Source organism: Duganella fentianensis (genome assembly GCF_964031615.1).
Lineage (GTDB): Bacteria > Pseudomonadota > Gammaproteobacteria > Burkholderiales > Burkholderiaceae_D > Rugamonas > Rugamonas fentianensis_A.
This window is the reverse complement of record NZ_CAXIQN010000013.1, coordinates 234,631-252,087: the sequence shown is the minus strand read 5'-3', so window position 1 is coordinate 252,087 and position 17,457 is coordinate 234,631. Positions and strand designations below refer to the sequence as shown.

The 17,457-nt window shown below is 60.5% G+C and carries 19 protein-coding genes; 12 read left to right on the top strand and 7 right to left on the bottom strand.

Going from position 1 to position 17,457, the window contains the following annotated elements; genetic code table 11:
* Positions 1 to 42: 42 nt before the first annotated feature.
* Both ABNT42_RS09190 and ABNT42_RS09185 read right to left on the bottom strand, forming a co-directional pair.
* Positions 43 to 363, bottom strand: coding sequence for a thioredoxin family protein (locus ABNT42_RS09190; protein WP_348696370.1), 321 nt, complete (start codon positions 361 to 363; stop codon positions 43 to 45).
* A 2-nt stretch (positions 364 to 365) separates the two neighbouring features.
* Positions 366 to 1,169 carry a ChaN family lipoprotein gene (locus ABNT42_RS09185; RefSeq protein ID WP_348696369.1) on the bottom strand — a complete coding sequence of 268 codons (804 nt, stop codon included), beginning with the start codon at positions 1,167 to 1,169 and terminating at the stop codon, positions 366 to 368.
* 299 nt (positions 1,170 to 1,468) lie between these two features.
* Between ABNT42_RS09185 and ABNT42_RS09180 the strand changes: the two genes are divergently transcribed.
* Positions 1,469 to 1,813 carry a PEP-CTERM sorting domain-containing protein gene (locus ABNT42_RS09180; RefSeq protein ID WP_348696368.1) on the top strand — a complete coding sequence of 115 codons (345 nt, stop codon included), beginning with the start codon at positions 1,469 to 1,471 and terminating at the stop codon, positions 1,811 to 1,813.
* Between the two features lie 61 nt (positions 1,814 to 1,874).
* On the opposite strand, the gene ABNT42_RS09175 is transcribed toward ABNT42_RS09180, so the two are convergent.
* Positions 1,875 to 2,282, bottom strand: coding sequence for a DUF3224 domain-containing protein (locus ABNT42_RS09175; protein WP_348696367.1), 408 nt, complete (start codon positions 2,280 to 2,282; stop codon positions 1,875 to 1,877).
* An 11-nt stretch (positions 2,283 to 2,293) separates the two neighbouring features.
* Entirely contained in the window at positions 2,294 to 3,880 is a 1,587-nt protein-coding gene (locus ABNT42_RS09170) for a HAMP domain-containing sensor histidine kinase (RefSeq protein ID WP_348696366.1), read from the bottom strand.
* A 171-nt stretch (positions 3,881 to 4,051) separates the two neighbouring features.
* Here ABNT42_RS09170 and ABNT42_RS09165 point away from each other — a divergent pair, with 171 nt between their 5' ends.
* On the top strand, positions 4,052 to 4,399 hold the full coding sequence (locus ABNT42_RS09165) for a hypothetical protein (protein WP_348696365.1): 348 nt from the start codon (positions 4,052 to 4,054) through the stop codon (positions 4,397 to 4,399).
* A complete protein-coding gene (locus ABNT42_RS09160; RefSeq protein ID WP_348696364.1) occupies positions 4,392 to 5,249 on the top strand; it encodes an HDOD domain-containing protein in 858 nt (285 codons plus the stop codon). Before ABNT42_RS09165 ends, ABNT42_RS09160 begins: the two co-directional genes overlap by 8 nt.
* Positions 5,250 to 5,330: 81 nt before the next feature.
* Here ABNT42_RS09160 and ABNT42_RS09155 read toward each other — a convergent pair whose 3' ends face one another.
* The gene (locus ABNT42_RS09155; protein WP_348696363.1) at positions 5,331 to 5,663 is read right to left on the bottom strand and encodes a hypothetical protein; all 333 of its coding nucleotides are present in this window, start codon (positions 5,661 to 5,663) and stop codon (positions 5,331 to 5,333) included.
* A gap of 372 nt (positions 5,664 to 6,035) precedes the next feature.
* Here ABNT42_RS09155 and ABNT42_RS09150 point away from each other — a divergent pair, with 372 nt between their 5' ends.
* The 9 genes from ABNT42_RS09150 to ABNT42_RS09110 all read left to right on the top strand — a co-directional run bounded on the left by ABNT42_RS09150 (position 6,036) and on the right by ABNT42_RS09110 (position 15,533).
* Positions 6,036 to 7,109: a PhoH family protein gene (locus ABNT42_RS09150; protein WP_348696362.1), complete on the top strand. Its 1,074-nt coding sequence runs from the start codon at positions 6,036 to 6,038 to the stop codon at positions 7,107 to 7,109.
* Complete coding sequence (gene ybeY / locus ABNT42_RS09145; protein WP_348696361.1) at positions 7,093 to 7,554, top strand: rRNA maturation RNase YbeY; 462 nt, start codon at positions 7,093 to 7,095, stop codon at positions 7,552 to 7,554. The genes ABNT42_RS09150 and ybeY overlap by 17 nt, the downstream gene beginning before the upstream one ends.
* A gap of 93 nt (positions 7,555 to 7,647) precedes the next feature.
* Complete coding sequence (locus ABNT42_RS09140) at positions 7,648 to 8,532, top strand: transporter associated domain-containing protein (protein ID WP_348696360.1); 885 nt, start codon at positions 7,648 to 7,650, stop codon at positions 8,530 to 8,532.
* Positions 8,532 to 10,100, top strand: a complete 1,569-nt coding sequence (lnt, locus tag ABNT42_RS09135; protein WP_348696359.1) for an apolipoprotein N-acyltransferase — start codon at positions 8,532 to 8,534, stop codon at positions 10,098 to 10,100. Before ABNT42_RS09140 ends, lnt begins: the two co-directional genes overlap by 1 nt.
* Positions 10,101 to 10,191: 91 nt before the next feature.
* Entirely contained in the window at positions 10,192 to 11,112 is a 921-nt protein-coding gene (gene glyQ, locus ABNT42_RS09130; protein ID WP_348696358.1) for a glycine--tRNA ligase subunit alpha, read from the top strand.
* Positions 11,113 to 11,126: 14 nt separating this feature from the next.
* Positions 11,127 to 13,235: a glycine--tRNA ligase subunit beta gene (gene glyS / locus ABNT42_RS09125; RefSeq protein ID WP_348696357.1), complete on the top strand. Its 2,109-nt coding sequence runs from the start codon at positions 11,127 to 11,129 to the stop codon at positions 13,233 to 13,235.
* Between the two features lie 15 nt (positions 13,236 to 13,250).
* The gene (gmhB, locus tag ABNT42_RS09120) at positions 13,251 to 13,817 is read left to right on the top strand and encodes a D-glycero-beta-D-manno-heptose 1,7-bisphosphate 7-phosphatase (RefSeq protein ID WP_348696356.1); all 567 of its coding nucleotides are present in this window, start codon (positions 13,251 to 13,253) and stop codon (positions 13,815 to 13,817) included.
* Between the two features lie 19 nt (positions 13,818 to 13,836).
* Positions 13,837 to 14,577, top strand: a complete 741-nt coding sequence (locus ABNT42_RS09115; RefSeq protein ID WP_348696355.1) for a lysophospholipid acyltransferase family protein — start codon at positions 13,837 to 13,839, stop codon at positions 14,575 to 14,577.
* Positions 14,523 to 15,533, top strand: coding sequence for a SprT family zinc-dependent metalloprotease (locus ABNT42_RS09110; RefSeq protein ID WP_348696354.1), 1,011 nt, complete (start codon positions 14,523 to 14,525; stop codon positions 15,531 to 15,533). Before ABNT42_RS09115 ends, ABNT42_RS09110 begins: the two co-directional genes overlap by 55 nt.
* A gap of 2 nt (positions 15,534 to 15,535) precedes the next feature.
* Here the strand turns inward: ABNT42_RS09110 and ABNT42_RS09105 are convergent, their stop codons facing one another.
* Together ABNT42_RS09105 and waaA are read right to left on the bottom strand one after the other, a co-directional pair.
* Positions 15,536 to 15,841 carry a type II toxin-antitoxin system RelE/ParE family toxin gene (locus ABNT42_RS09105; protein ID WP_348696353.1) on the bottom strand — a complete coding sequence of 102 codons (306 nt, stop codon included), beginning with the start codon at positions 15,839 to 15,841 and terminating at the stop codon, positions 15,536 to 15,538.
* Between the two features lie 280 nt (positions 15,842 to 16,121).
* Complete coding sequence (gene waaA, locus ABNT42_RS09100; protein WP_348696352.1) at positions 16,122 to 17,456, bottom strand: lipid IV(A) 3-deoxy-D-manno-octulosonic acid transferase; 1,335 nt, start codon at positions 17,454 to 17,456, stop codon at positions 16,122 to 16,124.
* Position 17,457 lies beyond the last annotated feature (1 nt).

Here is a 17,457-nt window from a genome sequence, read left to right as displayed (position 1 = left end):
ACACAGGCCTGGCAGATGCTGCCAAGAAGTTAAGGCTGTCGGCTAGTCAACAATTTGCGCCAAAGCCACAGCGATATCGTCCGCCTGCAAAGGTCGCACCAGCCGCGTCACTTCCACCCCGTCACGCAGGAAGATCAGCGTCGGCCACAGCTTGACGCGGTAGGAACGGCCCAGCGCACGGCCCGGGCCATCTTCGATCTTGTAATGGCGTAGTTGCGGCTGGGCCACCATGGCCTGCGCCAGCGGCGCCTGCGTGGCCAGGCAGTGGCCGCACCAGTTGGTGCCGAATTCCAGCACGACAGCGCCGCTCAGCGCCTCGATACTGCTGCGCTCGGGCGCAGCGGGGGTGTACACAGTTTCCATACTTATGGTGCTCTCTGCTTCAGGCTGGCACAGGGATCGGGCCGCACGGGTGCAGCCACCTGCACCACCGTATCATACTGCCCTGACGCCACCGCTGCTTCCCCATAGCCCACACTGTGCAGGCTGAGCGCCGGCTCCACGCGCCCCAGCCAGTAGGGCACGCCGATATCCTTGCGTACGTGGCCATTACCGGCGATCAGCACCACGTCGCGCGGACGCTGTTCGCGAATCAGGCGCGCCATCCAGATATCGCGCGCCACCTGCGCATTGACCATGCCGTCGACCATCATGTCCGGCACCATATTGCAATGGCTGCTGGCGATTTCGGCCGCCTGCGTTGCCCTAAGCTGGGCCGGCAGGGCCTGCTCTAGCTGGTAGTCGGCCATGCTGCGGGCATCGAACACGGCACGCATGCCATCGCGCACCACCCGCGAAGCATCGGCACGCGACAGATTGCCGGCCACCAGTGGCAAGTGATAATCGAGCGCCAGTTGCAGCAGCGGGTAGTACTGCTGCCAGTCCCAGCGCCCGCCCCCGGCCACACGGATCAGGCACTGGGCGTCGAGACAGGATTTCTGCGCCTTGTCCAGCAGATCCTGATTCTCGCGGTCGAACTGCTCCAGCACCAGTACGGGCCGCCAGCCCGCTTCCACCCGCTGGCGCAGCAGGGCCGCGCGCTGACGGTGGCCGGCCGGATTATCGTGTACTTCGCCCAATAGCCACACTTGGGCTGGTGCAACATCTAGCCTTGCACTGGGCGCTGGCGCCGGATTGCGGCTGGCACAGCCAGTGAAAAACGCGGCCATGAGCAAAATCAAGCCCCCTTGTCTGCCAAATGAAAAAATCATCTAAAGCTGTCCCCGATCAAATTGAATTATTGCTTGCTAATTGGCGTATCTATGCGCCACTGGCATGGATTAGAAAATTTCGTGTTGCAGCGCACTAATTGATTGTATAAAATAAAACACAGATGGCAATTTGTTACGTAATGTGGTTTAATACCATCCATTGGACAAGGTGATCCTTTTCGCTAGCGGAAACTTTACCGAGATCAGTTTAGGACAGTCTTAACGCCTTGTTCAGTATGCCTTACAGGAGTAACACAGTGAAATTTTTGACTTTGATGAATTGCGCGCTGGTGATGCTGGGCCTAGCCGGTAGCGCACAGGCGCACGCGGCGCCGGCTGAAAAAGCCAATATTGCACCCGCAACAATTGTTCTGGCTCATTGTGACCAGCATTCGGCTCAGCCGTGCGGTCTCGATAATGAAGGTGCCAGCAAGAATAGCGATCCGGAAGCCCTGCCGGCGAATGACCCGAAACGGGCGCAGGAAGTGGAACCGGTAGCCCAGATTCCCGAACCGCAAACCTTTATCATGCTGATGCTGGGTCTGGTCGTTCTGGGCTTTGCTTCACGCCGTGGCAGCGCATCGGAGAAGTTTACCGACTAGTGCGTCACCCGCCTGCATAAAAAATCCCGCCGAGCTGCGGGATTTTTTATGCCTGCTCCCCTCACGCAGAGGGCGCAGTCTGCAGCGTGTAATCAAAATCGTAGTAGTGCTTGCCCTCCTCGATGCGGATCTGCAGCGTGCCGCTCAGGCCCACCAGTTCATCCAGTCCCGAATCATGCACTACCGCCACCGTCAGCCCCGGCGTGCCACGCTGCATGGTGCCGCAGTGATGCAGCAGAAAACTGCCATGCAGACCGTCCAGCGTGCCCTGCACCCGTTCCATCGCCACATAGGCGCCGGAACCGATATCGCGATTCATAAAGGCCAGCATCTCGCCGCGACCACTGGCCGTGAGCGGGCCAGAATACTGCTTGTCGAGCGACATACGGCTGATACTGCTTTCGTTGGCGACACTGGACATGCTTTCCGGCGCAATCCGGACGCTGAATTCTCCGCTTACTTTAGGCATGATGGCTCACTCTAGTCGTGCAGGTGTTGGTCAGGTGGCAAAGCATGATGCTGTTCTTCCGTCGGCGTGATGCAGGGGATGCGCAGCGTAAAGCAAGCCCCCTCGCCCAGTTTGCTGGCCACCGAAATAGTGCCGCAGAACTGCTTGACGATCAGGTTGAAGACGATATTCAGGCCCAGCCCCGTACCGCCCTGTCCGCGCCGCGTGGTGACGAAAGGATCGAATACCTTGTCCAGCATTTCCGGCGCTATCCCCTTGCCGTCATCGGCCACCTGCATTTCTATCCAGTCGGCCTGCTGCACCACCATGATGCGGATCTGGCCGGCATCATCAGGATTGAAAGCGTGCTCCACACAGTTCAGCGTCAGGTTGGTGATGACTTGCGCCAGCGCACCGGGGTAGCTATCGAGCATCACATCGGCCGGACAGCTGATGCTGACAGTAATGCGGGTTTTCTTCAGCTTGGGTTGCAGGCTGGATACCACTTCGTTGATGTAATCACGCAACTCGAAGCGGCGCCGCGCTTCGCTGACCTGATCCACGGCAATCTGCTTGAAGCTGTGAATCAGATGCGCCGCGCGGTAGGCATTATTCATGATCAGCCGCGTGCTTTCCGACGCCGTTTCCAGATAGCGCATGATGTCGGACTTCTTGACGTTGCCGCCATCGACCGCCTGATGGACTTTTTCCGTCGCTTCCAGCAATACCGAAGCACTGGTCAGGGCGATCCCCACCGGCGTGTTAATTTCATGTGCGACACCGGCCACCAGACCGCCCAGCGAGGCCAGCCGTTCCGCCTGCAGCAGCGATTCCTGCGTGCGGCGCAGGTCATCGAGTGCCTTGGCCGTGGTCTGGGCGGATTTGCGCGCCTCGTCTTCCGCTTCGCGGATGCGCTGGATATTCGATTTAATCTTGCGCTGGATGGCATTGAAGCCGCGTATCACTTCGCCCAGTTCATCCTGGCGGTTTTCCGGCAATTCTTCCACTTCGTCGCTACCGCGCGTGGCCAGATCGAACAGACCATCACGCAGCCGCTTGAGGGGATCGAACACGATGCGCAGTGACAGCGCCAGCGCCGCCACCAGTATCAAGTCCAGCAGCAGCACCTCGGTCACCTTGCGCCGCACTTCGGCCGCCAGTGTGGCATCGATCTGGGCGCGGCTGAAGTTGACCACCACGCGGCCAACAATGACGGGTTTGAGGGAAGCGCCGGCGGCGCCGGAATCGCGGTAGGCCAGATCGGCCACCACCGGCGTGCCGGCCACGTTCAGATCATTTTCGATGGCGCTGACCGAACCGTTGTCATTCCGCAGCTTGCCGGAGAACAATCCGACCGAAGTATCGTAGACGCGGATGGACACCAGTTCCGGCGGCAGCATTTCCGCCGCCACGATGTTATCGACTTTGGCCTTGTCCAGATCCCACAGCGCCGATGGCAAGCTGGTCTGGAGTCGCGTCAGCACCCCTTCGCGCAGGCGCTGATTGGCCACTTCCAGTTCATGTCCCAGACTATACTGGGCATAAGTACCGGAAATGCCCAATACCAGGGTCACGATGACCACGAACAGCAGCGTCAAACGGCCTTGGATACCAAACATTGACCAGCCTCGCACACAAGTAGGAATTACGTCCCAATGTACGGTATGACATGCATCTTGGCAAGTTCGACCTGCGCCAGTGTGCTCTCTGGCAGACTTTGCTTGCACCCCGGCGCAAGATCAGGCAATGTGGCAATACGGCAATTTTGCAGCACAATCAAGGAGTACCCCATGAGCGGAAATTTTCACCAGATGGCGCTAGCGGAAGTCCAGCCCGGCATGGTTCTATCCGATGAATTACTCGATATGCAGGGGCAGGTTCTGCTACCGCAAGGCACGGTGCTGACCGAAGCCATGCTGGCCCTGATGCCGCGCCACGGCATCACCGTGCTGCCCATCCAGCAGGCCGACTATACGCCCGAGGCCATCGAAGCTACCGTTCACCATCATGAAGCCCGGCTGGCGCGGCTGTTCCGCAAAAACGACGCCGACCTCGACGCCCACTGGGCCACCGCCCAGTTACGGCGGTTTATCAGCGACTACCGGCATGGCGCAGAGGAGGCGCCCGAACATGAGTAACACCACGAGTAGCATCGTCAGCTACGAAGAAGTAGTGCGCAATCTGGACGACCTGCCCTCGCTGCCGGCGGTCGTGATGGAGTTGCTTAACAGCATAGATCAGGAAGATGTGGATATTGCCGTACTGGCCAAGAAAGTCTCGCATGATCAGGCGCTGACGGCCAAAACGCTGCGACTGGCCAATTCCTCGCTGTACGGGCTGCAGGTCAAGGTCACCACCATCCAGCAAGCGATTACCTTCCTCGGCTTCCAGACCACCCGCAATCTGATCACGGCAGCCGCGCTGACGGGCTGTTTTGCCGACGGCCACTGCCCCGGCTTCCATCATCAGGCCTTCTGGCGCCATTCGATCGCCACTGCCGCCTGCGCCAAAGTGCTGGCACGACAGATGCGTTTCAATCAGGATTACGCCTTCACGGCCGGCTTGCTGCACGACATCGGCCGGCTGGTACTGGCCTCCTGTTTCCCCCAGCAGTACGGACAGGCGCTGGCCTACCGCAAAGCGCACGACTGCTATCTGATCGAAGCGGAGCGCAGCGTGCTGGGCGTGGACCATGTGGACGCCGGTCTGGCACTGGCCGAACACTGGAATTTTTCCGACACCATGCGGCTGGCCATCGCTGGCCACCATGAGCCGGAGACCCCGGGCGCCGGCTTCCTCGCCGCCATCATCCACATCGCCAATGCGGTGGTGCATGCGCTCGATCTGGTCGAGGACGAAGATGATCTGGTGCCGCCAATTTCCAGCGTGGCGTGGAATGCGCTGGGGCTGAACGAAGATGCCTATCTACATCTGTTCCGCGAAACGGAACTGCATTACGAAGAAATTGCCATGGTGCTGCTCAGCTAAAGCTGGCCGTCACGGCAGACTGTTGCGCCTAGCCGGCAAGCCGGCCGGCGCAGCAGCTACCATCAACGCGCCGCGCCCGCATCAGTGGCGCGCATAATTTCCGGCCTCGGCCTGCCCTTGGCGCTCTTCCGGTTTCGGCCGGCCCTGCGCATCGGATAGACGGTATTTGGTGCGGCGATCGCCCATCAGATCGCGCAGATCGCGAATGCTCATGCCCGTCACTTCATGCATGCGGATCAGCAGCGAAGCACCGACGGGCAGACGGTGGTGGCGGATCTTGCTGATCACGGGCGGCGCCACTTCCAGCAGACGCGACAGGGCCGCATCGTTTTTCAGTTGCATCTTGCCCAGCAAGATATCGAGCAAGTGGTTGGGGTTATAGCTTTCCTGCGAAGCAAGTGCATGATGTGCCATGATGTTTCCTTCATTGGTTAGGTGGATAAAGTGTGCAAGCCTGAACTTAAGTGCAACTTAGATAAACTGAGCTGCCTTTCGTAACTAGTCCGACCGCGCCAAGTTGCCATTTGCGCAATTTAATTCTATGCGCATTAGCGTGCATTGCAGCCTCGCCCACTGAGCGAAACTTAAGCCTGATCAAGCCCACGCTAGATAGCCTGACAACATGGTTATTTCAGCACATGGGGCTGAGAGGTGGCGCACGCAAGAACTTGTAGGAAACTGTTACATCAGGCATGGCTGTCTTTACATAGGCGAGGGCGCGGCAAAGTACGGTAAACTAGCGCCTGCGCTGCGCCAACTTGCACGGCCTAACCGAGAAGCACAATCTTGAAAACCAAAACACCCGTACAACCGCACTACTTTGTGCCCGAGCCGATGGACAACACGCGGCTGGCCCACCTGTGCGGCCCGCTCGACGAAAACCTGCGCCAGATTTCCGCCGCGCTGGACGTCACCATCTTCCGCCGCGGCGAAAAATTCATCGTCAGTGGCCACAATGCCGAACGCGCGGTACAGATCCTCGAGCAGTTCTACGCCGTGGCGCAAAAAGTCATTCCTATCGAAGAAGTCCAACTGGCACTGGTGGAACAGCGCAGCCACCAGCATGCCGAAGCCGCCAGCAGTGGCGATGCGGAAGCGGTGGCCAAAGTGGTCGCGGCGCCGTTCGTAGAACCGAGCATCGATAGTCCTATCCTGAAGACCCGCCGCAGCGATCTGCGCGGCCGCACGCCGCACCAGATCCGCTATCTGCGCAACATCCTCGAACACGACATCAGCTTCGGCGTCGGCCCTGCCGGTACCGGCAAGACTTATCTGGCCGTGGCTTGCGCTGTCGACGCGCTCGAACGCGATGCCATCAAACGCATCATCCTGACCCGCCCGGCAGTGGAAGCAGGCGAACGGCTGGGTTTTCTTCCCGGCGACCTGAGCCAGAAGGTTGATCCCTATCTGCGGCCTCTGTACGACGCACTGTACGACTTGCTGGGCTTTGACCGCACACAGAAAATGTTCGAGAAGCAAGTGATCGAAATCGCTCCGCTGGCGTATATGCGCGGACGCACGCTCAACCATGCGTTTGTGATTCTCGACGAAGCCCAGAACACCACAGTAGAGCAGATGAAGATGTTCCTCACCCGTATCGGCTTCGGCAGCAAGGCCGTGGTCACGGGCGACGTCACACAGGTGGACTTACACAAGAGCCAGAAGAGCGGTCTGGTCGATGCCATGCAGGTGCTCAAGGACGTGCGCGGCATTGCCTTCAGCCACTTCGGCAGTGAAGATGTGGTGCGTCACCCGCTGGTGGCACGCATCGTCGACGCCTATGAAACGGCGCAAACCCACGAGGCGGAAATCGCCCCCTTAATCAAAGCGACTGCGATCAAAAATGTCCGCAAAAAATAAACTCTCCCTGTCCGTCCAGTACGCCGACACCCGTTTGCAGGACACCCTGCCCCGTCCGAAAATCCGCCGCTGGGTGCAAGCCGCCCTGTTCGCGCCAGCGGAACTGACTATCCGCTTCGTCGATGCCGAAGAAGGCCGCAGCCTGAACCGCGAGTACCGCGACAAGGACTACGCCACCAATGTGCTGACCTTTGCCTACAACGAAGGCGAAGAATTTGCCGAGGACGAACCGACCCGCGCCGACATCATCCTGTGCACCGAAGTACTGGAAAAAGAAGCGGCCGAGCAGAAAAAAACCGTGGAAGAACACGCGGCCCACCTGATCATCCACGGCGTGCTGCACGCGCAAGGCTATGACCACCTCGAAGACGAGGAAGCGGCCGAAATGGAAGGCATAGAAACCGAACTGCTGGCCGCACTCGGCTACGCCGATCCCTACGCCTGATCGCCCGATTGGAGTGGTCAAACTGACAAAATCGGCTGACCACTCCCATTTGGTGTATCCTATAGGCCATCGAAACAACGGCTCACGCCTCCTATGCAAGAGCACTCTAGTAGCGTCAAGACTGACGCTAAACCCCACCGGTCACTGTTTGAACGCCTGACCGCACTGATTTCCCCCGAACCAGAGAACCGCGCCGAACTGCTGGAAGTTCTGCACGACGCCCACGAACGCAACCTGATCGATGCCGACGCCCTGTCGATGATCGAGGGCGTGTTCCAGGTTTCCGATCTGTCTGCCCGCGATATCATGATTCCCCGCTCCCAGATGGACGTGATCGATATCGCCAAACCGATAGAAGAATGGCTGCCCACCGTGCTGCAGACGGCCCACTCGCGCTTCCCCGCGATTGAAGGCGAGCGTGACAAGGTGATCGGCATCCTGCTGGCCAAAGACCTGCTGCGCTACTACGCCGAAGAATCGTTCGACGTGCGCGACATGCTGCGCCCTGCCATCTTCATTCCCGAATCCAAGCGCCTGAACGTGCTGCTGCGCGATTTCCGCGCCAACCACAACCACATGGCCATCGTGGTCGATGAATACAGCGGCGTGGCCGGCCTGATCACGATCGAAGACGTGCTGGAACAGATCGTCGGCGACATCGAAGATGAATACGATTTCGACGAAGAAGAAGATAACATCCTGTCGATCAAGGAAGGCGCCCATGGCCCGCGCTGGCGCATCAAGGCGCTGACCGAGATCACCCAGTTCAACGAAGCGCTCGATACCGCCCTGCCTGATGATGACGTCGATACCATCGGTGGCCTGGTCGCCAATCATCTGGGCCGTATGCCGCACAAAGGCGACGTGTTCGACTATGAAGGCATGCGTTTCGAAGTGTTGCGCGCTGATGCCCGCCAGATCCACGTGCTGCTGGTAGAAAAACTGCCGCCTGCCAGCGCGGCAGACGACGACGCCTGATGCGTTTTCGCCGTACCGACCCGAACCAGCCACGGCCGCAACGATCCACCCGCGGCCGCATGAGCATCACGGCCATCGCCGGTGCCCTGTGCGTATTCGCCTTTGCCCCGTTCGGCTGGTGGCCGTTGCAGATCATGGGCCTGGCCACGCTGTTCTATCAAGTGTTACGCAGCGACGGCGTGAAAAGCGCTGCCCTGATCGGCTGGGCTTTCGGGCTCGGCTGGACTGCTGCCGGCACCCACTGGCTCTACGTTTCCCTGCATACCTATGGCGGCATGGCCGCACCGCTGGCTGCACTGGCCGTGCTACTGCTGGCCGCTGGCATGGGTCTGTACGTTGCGCTGGCCATGGGCGCGGCAGCATGGTTGCGCCAGCGCTGGGCGCTGCCGCTGGCTGCCGCCAATCTGCTCGTGCTGCCGGCCTGCTGGACGCTGGCCGAATGGCTGCGTGGCTGGCTATTCACAGGCTTCCCGTGGCTGTCGGCCGGTTACGCCCACAACCACAGCCCGCTGGCCGGCTTTGCCCCGCTGATCGGCATGTACGGTCTGGGCTGGCTGGCCGCCACGCTGGCTGGTGCCCTGCTGCTGACTTTCCACCGCACGCGCTGGATCGCTGCCGGCACGGCCGTCGCTGCGCTGGCCGGAGGCGCCGCCCTGACACTGGTGCAATGGACCACGCCGCAAGGCCAGCCCATCAGCGTACGCCTGCTGCAAGGCAATGTGCCGCAGGATGAAAAATTCAATGGCGCCCATGTCGCCGCCGCCATCACCCAGTACCAGCGCGCCATCATGGAGGCACCGGCTGACCTGATCGCTACGCCGGAAACGGCCATCGTCATGCTGCCGCAGCAGTTGCCGACCGATTATCTGCCGACGGTGATGGAGTTCCTCAAGAGCACCGGCAGCCAGCTCATCCTCGGCATCCCCGTGGCCGATAGCCAGACCGCTTATTTCAACAGCGTGCTGGGCATCACCGGCCAGCCCCAGCAGCCCTATTACCGTTACGACAAACACCATCTGGTGCCATTTGGCGAATTCATCCCGCTGGGCTTCCGCTGGTTCGTCGATCTGATGGCCATTCCGCTCGGTGACCAGACCAGTGGTGCAGCCATCCAGCCCGCTTTCAACGTGCGCGACCAGCGCGTGCTGCCGAATATCTGCTACGAAGACCTGTTCGGTGAAGAAATCGCCGCGCAACTGCATCAGCCCGCCGCCGGCCAGCAAGCTGCTACCATCTTGCTAAATGTTTCCAATCTCGCATGGTTTGGCGATACCATCGCCATTCCCCAGCATTTGCAGATCTCGCAGATGCGTACGCTGGAAACGGGCCGTCCCATGCTGCGCGCCACCAATACGGGCGCCACGGCGGTGATTGACGGCCGTGGACAGGTATTGCATCAATTGCCGGTCAACCAGACCGGCACGCTAGCCGCCCGCGTGCAAGGTATGCAGGGCAACACCCCTTACATTCTCTGGGGCAACCGCCTGTTGCTGCTGCTCACCGCCATGTCGCTGGGAGCGGCATGGTTTTGGTCGCAGCGCACAAAAAAGGGGCCAAAAGCCGCTTAATCTCTACAGGCTCCTAGTAAAACCCGCTAAAATTGTTTTTTTAGCGAACCTCACACTGCGCGCCCACAGGCCGCGCCACTGACGACACAAGATGCTGACATTTCAACAAATTATCCTGACCTTGCAAACCTACTGGGACAAGCAAGGCTGCGCCCTGCTCCAGCCCTACGATATGGAAGTGGGTGCGGGTACCTTCCACACCGGCACCTTCCTGCGCGCGATCGGCCCGGAACCTTGGCGCGCTGCCTATGTGCAGCCTTCGCGCCGTCCGAAAGATGGCCGTTATGGCGAAAATCCTAACCGTGGCCAGCACTACTACCAGTATCAGGTGGTAATGAAGCCGGCACCGGAAAACATCCTCGACCTGTATCTGGGTTCGCTGGAAGCGCTGGGTCTGGATCTGAAACAGAATGACGTGCGTTTCGTCGAAGACGACTGGGAATCGCCGACGCTGGGCGCCTGGGGTCTGGGCTGGGAAGTCTGGCTGAACGGCATGGAAGTGACCCAGTTCACCTACTTCCAGCAAGTGGGCGGTCTGGACTGCAAGCCCGTACTCGGTGAAATCACCTACGGTGTCGAGCGTCTGGCCATGTATCTGCAGGGCGTAGAAAATATGTACGACCTGATCTGGACCACCTGGGAAGAAAACGGCGAGACCAAGGTGCTCAAATACGGCGACGTGTTCCACCAGAACGAAGTGGAACAATCGGCCTACAATTTCGAGCACTCGAACACGGAGCTGCTGTTCACCCAGTTCAACAATCACGAATCGGAAGCCAAGCGCCTGATCGAAGCCCAGCTGACTCTGCCAGCCTACGAGCAGATCATGAAAGCGTCGCACAGCTTCAACTTGCTGGACGCCCGTGGCGCCATCTCCGTGACGGAACGCGCGGCCTACATCGGCCGTGTACGCGCCCTGTCGCGTCTGGTTGCACAGGCTTACTACGATTCGCGCGAACGTCTGGGCTTCCCTATGCTGCCTGCCCAGGCTAGCGCTGCCGCCGCTGAATAAACCGTATATATCCTATGACTCAAACTCTGCTCATCGAACTGCTGACCGAAGAACTGCCACCGAAGGCGCTCGCCAAACTGGGCGCAGCGTTCGCCGCCGGCATCGTCAACGGCCTGAAATCGCGCGACTTCCTCGAAGCCGACAGCGTTGCCACCCCGTTCGCCTCGCCACGCCGTCTGGCCGTGTCCATCACCAAAGTGCGCGCCACCTCGCCCGATAAATCGATCCGCGAAAAAGTGCTGCCGGTCGCCGTGGCACTCGATGCCAGTGGCAACCCGACCGCACCGCTGGCCAAGAAACTGGCCGCGCTGGGCTTCCCTGACCTGCAAGTGGCCGATCTGGAACGCGCGCAAGACGGCAAGGCCGAAAGCTTCTTCTACACCTACACGGCAGCCGGTAGCGCGCTGCAAAGCGGCCTGCAGGCCGCGCTGGAAGAATCCGTGGCCAAGCTGCCGATTCCGAAAGTAATGAGCTACCAGCGTCCTGACGGCAGCACCGTGCAGTTCGTGCGTCCTGCACACAGCCTGATCGCGCTGCACGGTTCGACCGTGATTCCGCTCACCCTGCTGGGTCTGACCGCCTCCAACGTCAGCGAAGGCCACCGCTTCCTGACCGCGCCGGGTCAGCGCATGGTCACCATCGCCGATGCCGACAGCTACGCCGCCACGCTGGAAAGCGCCGGTAAAGTGCTGGCCAGCGTCGAACAACGCAAGGAAAAAATCCGCGCCGAACTGCTGACTAAAGCCGGTGCCGATACCGTGCTGATGCCGGAAGCTCTGCTGGACGAAGTGGCCGCGCTGGTTGAATGGCCAGTGGTCTACGAATGCAAATTCGAGGAAGAATATCTGGCCGTGCCGCAGGAATGTCTGATCCTGACCATGCAAACCAACCAGAAATACTTCGCTCTGACGGACAGCAACGGCAAGCTGCGCTCGCGCTTCCTGATCGTTTCCAACATCGCCACCGATACGCCGGCCGCCATCATCGACGGTAACGAGCGCGTGGTGCGTCCGCGTCTGTCCGACGCCAAATTCTTCTTCGAGCAGGATCGCAAGAAGACGCTGGAATCGCGTCTGCCGCTGCTGGAAAAAATCGTCTACCACAACAAACTGGGTACCCAGGCTGCCCGTGGCGAGCGCGTGGCCAAGCTGGCTGCCTTCATCGCTGGTGCCATCGGCGGCGACGCTGCACTGGCGACCCGCGCTGCCAAACTGTCCAAGGCCGATCTGGTCACGGAAATGGTGGGTGAATTCCCTGAGCTGCAAGGCATCATGGGCACCTACTACGCCCGCAACGACGGCGAGCACGAAGATGTGGCACTGGCCGCTTCCGAGCACTACCAGCCACGCTTCGCTGGCGACGCGCTGCCTTCGACCGTGACCGGCACCGCCGTGGCACTGGCCGACAAGCTGGAAACGCTGGTCGGCATCTGGGCCATCGGTCTGGCACCGACCGGCGACAAAGATCCGTTCGCACTGCGCCGCCATGCACTGGGCGTGCTGCGCATGCTGATCGAAAAACGTCTGCCGCTGGCCATCAGCACGCTGCTGGCGCAAGCCGCTGCCCTGTTCGGCGATGTGGCCGGTTTCAAAGACCCATCGGCCGAAGTGACCGTGTTCATGATCGACCGTCTGCGCGGCATCCTGCGCGAACGGGGCTTCTCGCCGAACGAGATCGAAGCCGTGGTGGCACAGAATCCGGACCGTCTGGACGACATCGTGCAGCGTCTGGAAGCGGTACAGGCTTTCGCTGCGCTTCCGGAGTCCAGCTCGCTGGCCGCTGCCAACAAGCGTATCACCAACATCCTGAAGAAGAACGAAGAAGCGCTGGCTGCTACCGGCGGTGCCGGTGTGAACAGCGCGCTGCTGCAGGACGTGGCCGAGAAGAACCTGCACGCGGCCGTAGTGCGCGTGCTGCCGGAAGTCGATGCGGCTTTCGCCCAAGGCGACTTCACGGGCACGCTGAAAACGCTGGCCCAGCTGCGTGACGACGTTGATGCCTTCTTCAACGACGTGATGGTGATGGCAGAAGATGTGGCGCTGCGTAACAACCGTCTGGCGCTGCTGTCGTCGTTGCACGGCATGCTGAACCGCGTGGCCGACATTTCCAAGCTGGCGGCCTAAATGGGAACGCCGTCCATGAAACTGATCATTCTCGATCGCGACGGCGTAATCAACCACGACTCGCCGGACTTCATCAAATCGCCGGCCGAGTGGATCCCTGTACCCGGATCGCTGGAAGCGATCGCCCGTCTGAATCAGGCGGGCTACAAGGTGGTGGTGGCCTCCAACCAGTCCGGCATTGCGCGCGAACTGTTCGACATGGCCACCCTCAACGCCATCCACCAGAAGCTGCACAATCTGGCCCAGCAGGTAGGCGCCAGCATTGATGCCATCTTCTTCTGCCCGCACGCCGGTGCCGACAACTGCGATTGCCGCAAACCGAAGCCGGGCATGTTCACGGAAATCTCGCAGCGCTACAAGATCAGCCTGAAAGGCGTGCCCACTGTGGGCGATTCGCTGCGCGATCTGCAGGCCGGCTTTGTGAGCGGCTGCATCCCCTATCTGGTATTGACTGGCAAAGGCGAAAAGACCCAGGCTACCGGCGGTCTGCCGCCCGGCACCATGGTCTTCCCCGACCTCGCCGCCATGGTCAACCATCTGCTCAAGAGTAACGAAGCCGCTGCCTCGGCCTCGGCTAGCTAAACTGTTTTTGGAGTCTGCATTGGGTCATCCCGTACTGTTTCTGCGTTCCCTGATTTTCACCATCATCATGGTGATCTCCACCATCGTCTGGGCCTGCGTGTGCTTCCTCGTCGCGCCGCTGCCGTACAACCAGCGCTTCTACGTGACGGCGCGCTGGAACGTCTTCATGATCTGGTGCCTGAAAGTCATCTGCGGCATCCGCTACGAAGTGAAAGGTGCAGAAAACTTCCCCGACGCACCGGCAGTAGTACTGGCCAAGCACCAGTCGGCATGGGAAACCATCTTCCTGCTGCCTAACCTGCCACGCCCGCTGGTGTTCGTGTTCAAAAAAGAGATCCTTTACATTCCCTTCTTCGGCTGGGCCATGGCGCTGCTGCGCATGATTCCGATCGACCGCTCGCAGGGTAAGAACGCGTTCCAGCACGTGGTCCGTCACGGCAAACGCCGCCTTGCCGACGGCCAGTGGATCATCATGTTCCCGGAAGGTACCCGCATCCCTGTCGGTCAGGCCGGCAAGTATAAAAGCGGCGGCACCCGCCTCGCCATCGAAACGGGCGCCGTGGTCATACCGATTGCGCATAATTCCGGCGAATGCTGGCCAAAAAACTCTTTCATCAAGCGCCCCGGTCTTGTTACAGTATCGATAGGCAAACCGATTTCACCGGAAGGCCAGACTCCGGAAGCGATGATGCAACAGGTGGAAAATTGGATAGAATCAGAAATGCGCGTCATTTCGCCCCACGTCTACAACGCTGGCTAGACGATCTGGCGACGCTGGTGCAGCCGGCCAAGCCGGACACCAGCCAGCTCGATCTGTTCGGCCGCGAAGCAGCGACTGCGCGGCCCGTCTATACCGAACCGGTATGGACTACCCCATCCGGTGGCACGCCGCGCCAGCCACCACCCGTTTCTCCCTACGTTGCGCCGCCCCAGACTGCGGTTCCGCTCAAGCCGCGTGCCGCTACACCTCCCGCAACTGATCAACCGCCCAAACGCCAGCTACTGGTTGGTGATTTCGTGCTGGAATATTCGCTGCGCCGTTCTACTCGTCGTTCGATCGGCTTCATGATCGACGATGAGGGTTTGCGCGTGACCGCGCCCAAGCGCATCAGCATCGCCGAAATCGACAACGCCATCCACACCAAACAGCACTGGATACTGAGCAAACTGAAAGAGCGGCGCGAGCGCCGCGCCGCACGGCTGGAGAAGCCGCCGGTGGAATGGATAGATGGTGCCAAGCTGCCCTATCTGGGCAGCGATATCAGCCTGCGCCTGCTGGTGGGCGGCCGTAACCGCGCCAGCTACGATGCAAGCACGCGCACCCTGACCATGATCCTCGTGCCGGGAGCGACGGAAGAACTGCTCAAGGAGCGCGTCAAGGCATGGTATCAGCAGGAGGCCAAGCAGCTATTCGTGCAGCGGCTCGACCTGTATGCCGAGCGGCTCGGCGTGCGCTACAGCGCTTTCGGTCTGTCCTCCGCCGGCACGCGCTGGGGCTCGTGCACGGCCGAACGCAAGATCCGCCTGAACTGGAAGCTGATCCACTTCTCGCTACCGCTGATCGACTACGTGATTGCGCACGAACTGGCGCACATCCTCGAAATGAACCACAGCGCCCGCTTCTGGCACAACGTGGGCCTGATCTATCCCGAATACGAAGAAGCCCGCAACCTGCTGCGCAAGCGCGCCCAGGAACTGCCGGTGCTGTTCCCCTGATCTCAATCAGGCATCAATTTAGGCGTTAGCGCGCGCCGCCGGTGTAGCACCCGCAGCACCTCGATCTGGCCATCGATTCGATAGAACAGCAAGAAAGGGAAGTGGTCGAGTTGCCACATGCGCAGTGAGCGATCCGGCAGCAAGTGGGCATAGCGCTGGGATCCTAGCTCCGGCTGACGGCAAAGCAGCTGCAAAGCACCTTCCAGCTCATTAATGAAGTGCTCGCCCAGAATAGTGGATAGGTTGCCATAAAATTCCGTGATGCCCACAACATCGCTTCGAGCGAGTGGAGTGAGTCGGAACTTCACTGCACTATGCCCTAGACTTCAGACGCTGGCGCAATTCCGCACTAAGTTCAGCAATAGTGGTCTCAACCCCTGGCCCACTTCCGATCCCATCCAGAATCAAAGCTTGTAAACGCTGCTCTGCGTGATTTTGCACAGCAGCCTCCCCTTGCTCCGGCATCGAAGCTGGCAAGCTGCTGCTGGGGATAGTTGGCTTAGTCATCTTGGAATTATAGGCCGATTACAGTGGCTGCCCTTAATCCAGCGCAGACTACCGCTAGCGAAGCGAGGAAATTTTCGGCATTTAGCGCTGCGGTGGCGCGATCAGTTCAGGCAGCAAGGCCAGCGTGCGGGCGGTGGCGCCGCGGTGCTGGTTGGCGAAGGCCAGCGCTTGCTGGCCCATGCTGTCGCGGGCTGCGCCGTCGTTCAGCAGGCGCGCCGCAGTCAGCATCAATTCGGCGGCGTCGGCTATGCGCACGGCGCCACCGGCGGCCAGCGCATCTTCCGTCACCAGTGCAAAGTTGAAGGTGTGCGGACCGATCAGCACAGGCTTGCCCAGCGCAGCCGGTTCGATCAGATTCTGCCCGCCCAGCGGCAACAGGCTGCCGCCCACGAACGCACAATCGCAGGCGGCGTAATAAGCGAACATTTCGCCCATCGAATCGCCTAGCAGCACATCGGTATCGGCACTTACTGTGGCAGTACGTGCAGCGTCAACGGTTTGCGGCGCGGCGGATTCGGGCGTCAGCGCCAGTGCGCTACGGCGCTGCACGCTCAGGCCGCGAGCAGCGATCAGTGCTTCTACATCGGCGAAGCGTTGTGGATGGCGCGGCACGATCAGCAGCAGCACATCAGCTGGCAGACTGGCTCGCGCCTGCATGAATGCAGCCAGTATCAGCTCCTCTTCCCCTTCGCGCGTGCTGGCGCACAGCAGCACAGGGCGCTGGCCAATCGCGGCACGCAGACGGGCGCCGATCTCCAGCGCGGCTGGTGCGACCACCACATCGAATTTGATACTGCCCGTGACTTCAACCCGCGCCACACCTAGCGAGCGCACGCGTTCGGCATCGGCCTGCGTCTGTGCTGCCACCAGCGTAATGCCGCGCGCTGCGTCGAGCAGCAGCGAACCTAGCCGGCGCGATTTGCGCAGCGAGCGTTCGGACAGGCGGGCATTGGCTAGCACCACCGGCACCTTGCGCGCACCGCAGACGGCGATCAGATTCGGCCAGACTTCCGTCTCCATCAGGATGCACACAGCGGGACGGAAATGACGGATGAAGCGACCTACCATTGTGGCCGTGTCATACGGCAGATAGGCCTGCTGCAGACGCGCGCCATGGCGGACAAACAGGGCTTTGCCAGTCGCGCGGCCCGTCGGCGTCATGTGGGTGAGGATGATGCGGCTAGCGGGATAGGCCGCCAGCAAAGCATCCACCAGCGGCTCAGCCGCACGGGTCTCACCCACCGATACGGCATGCACCCAAAGCACCTGCCCTGCGTCTGCATCGGGCGTGCCGTAGAAGCCCAGTCGCTCGCCCCAGTGCTGGCGGTAGCCGGGTTCTTTGCGGCCGCGCAGCCACAGACGGGTCAGCACCAGTGGCAGTGCCAGCCACCAGAGTAAGGAATAAATCAATCGCATA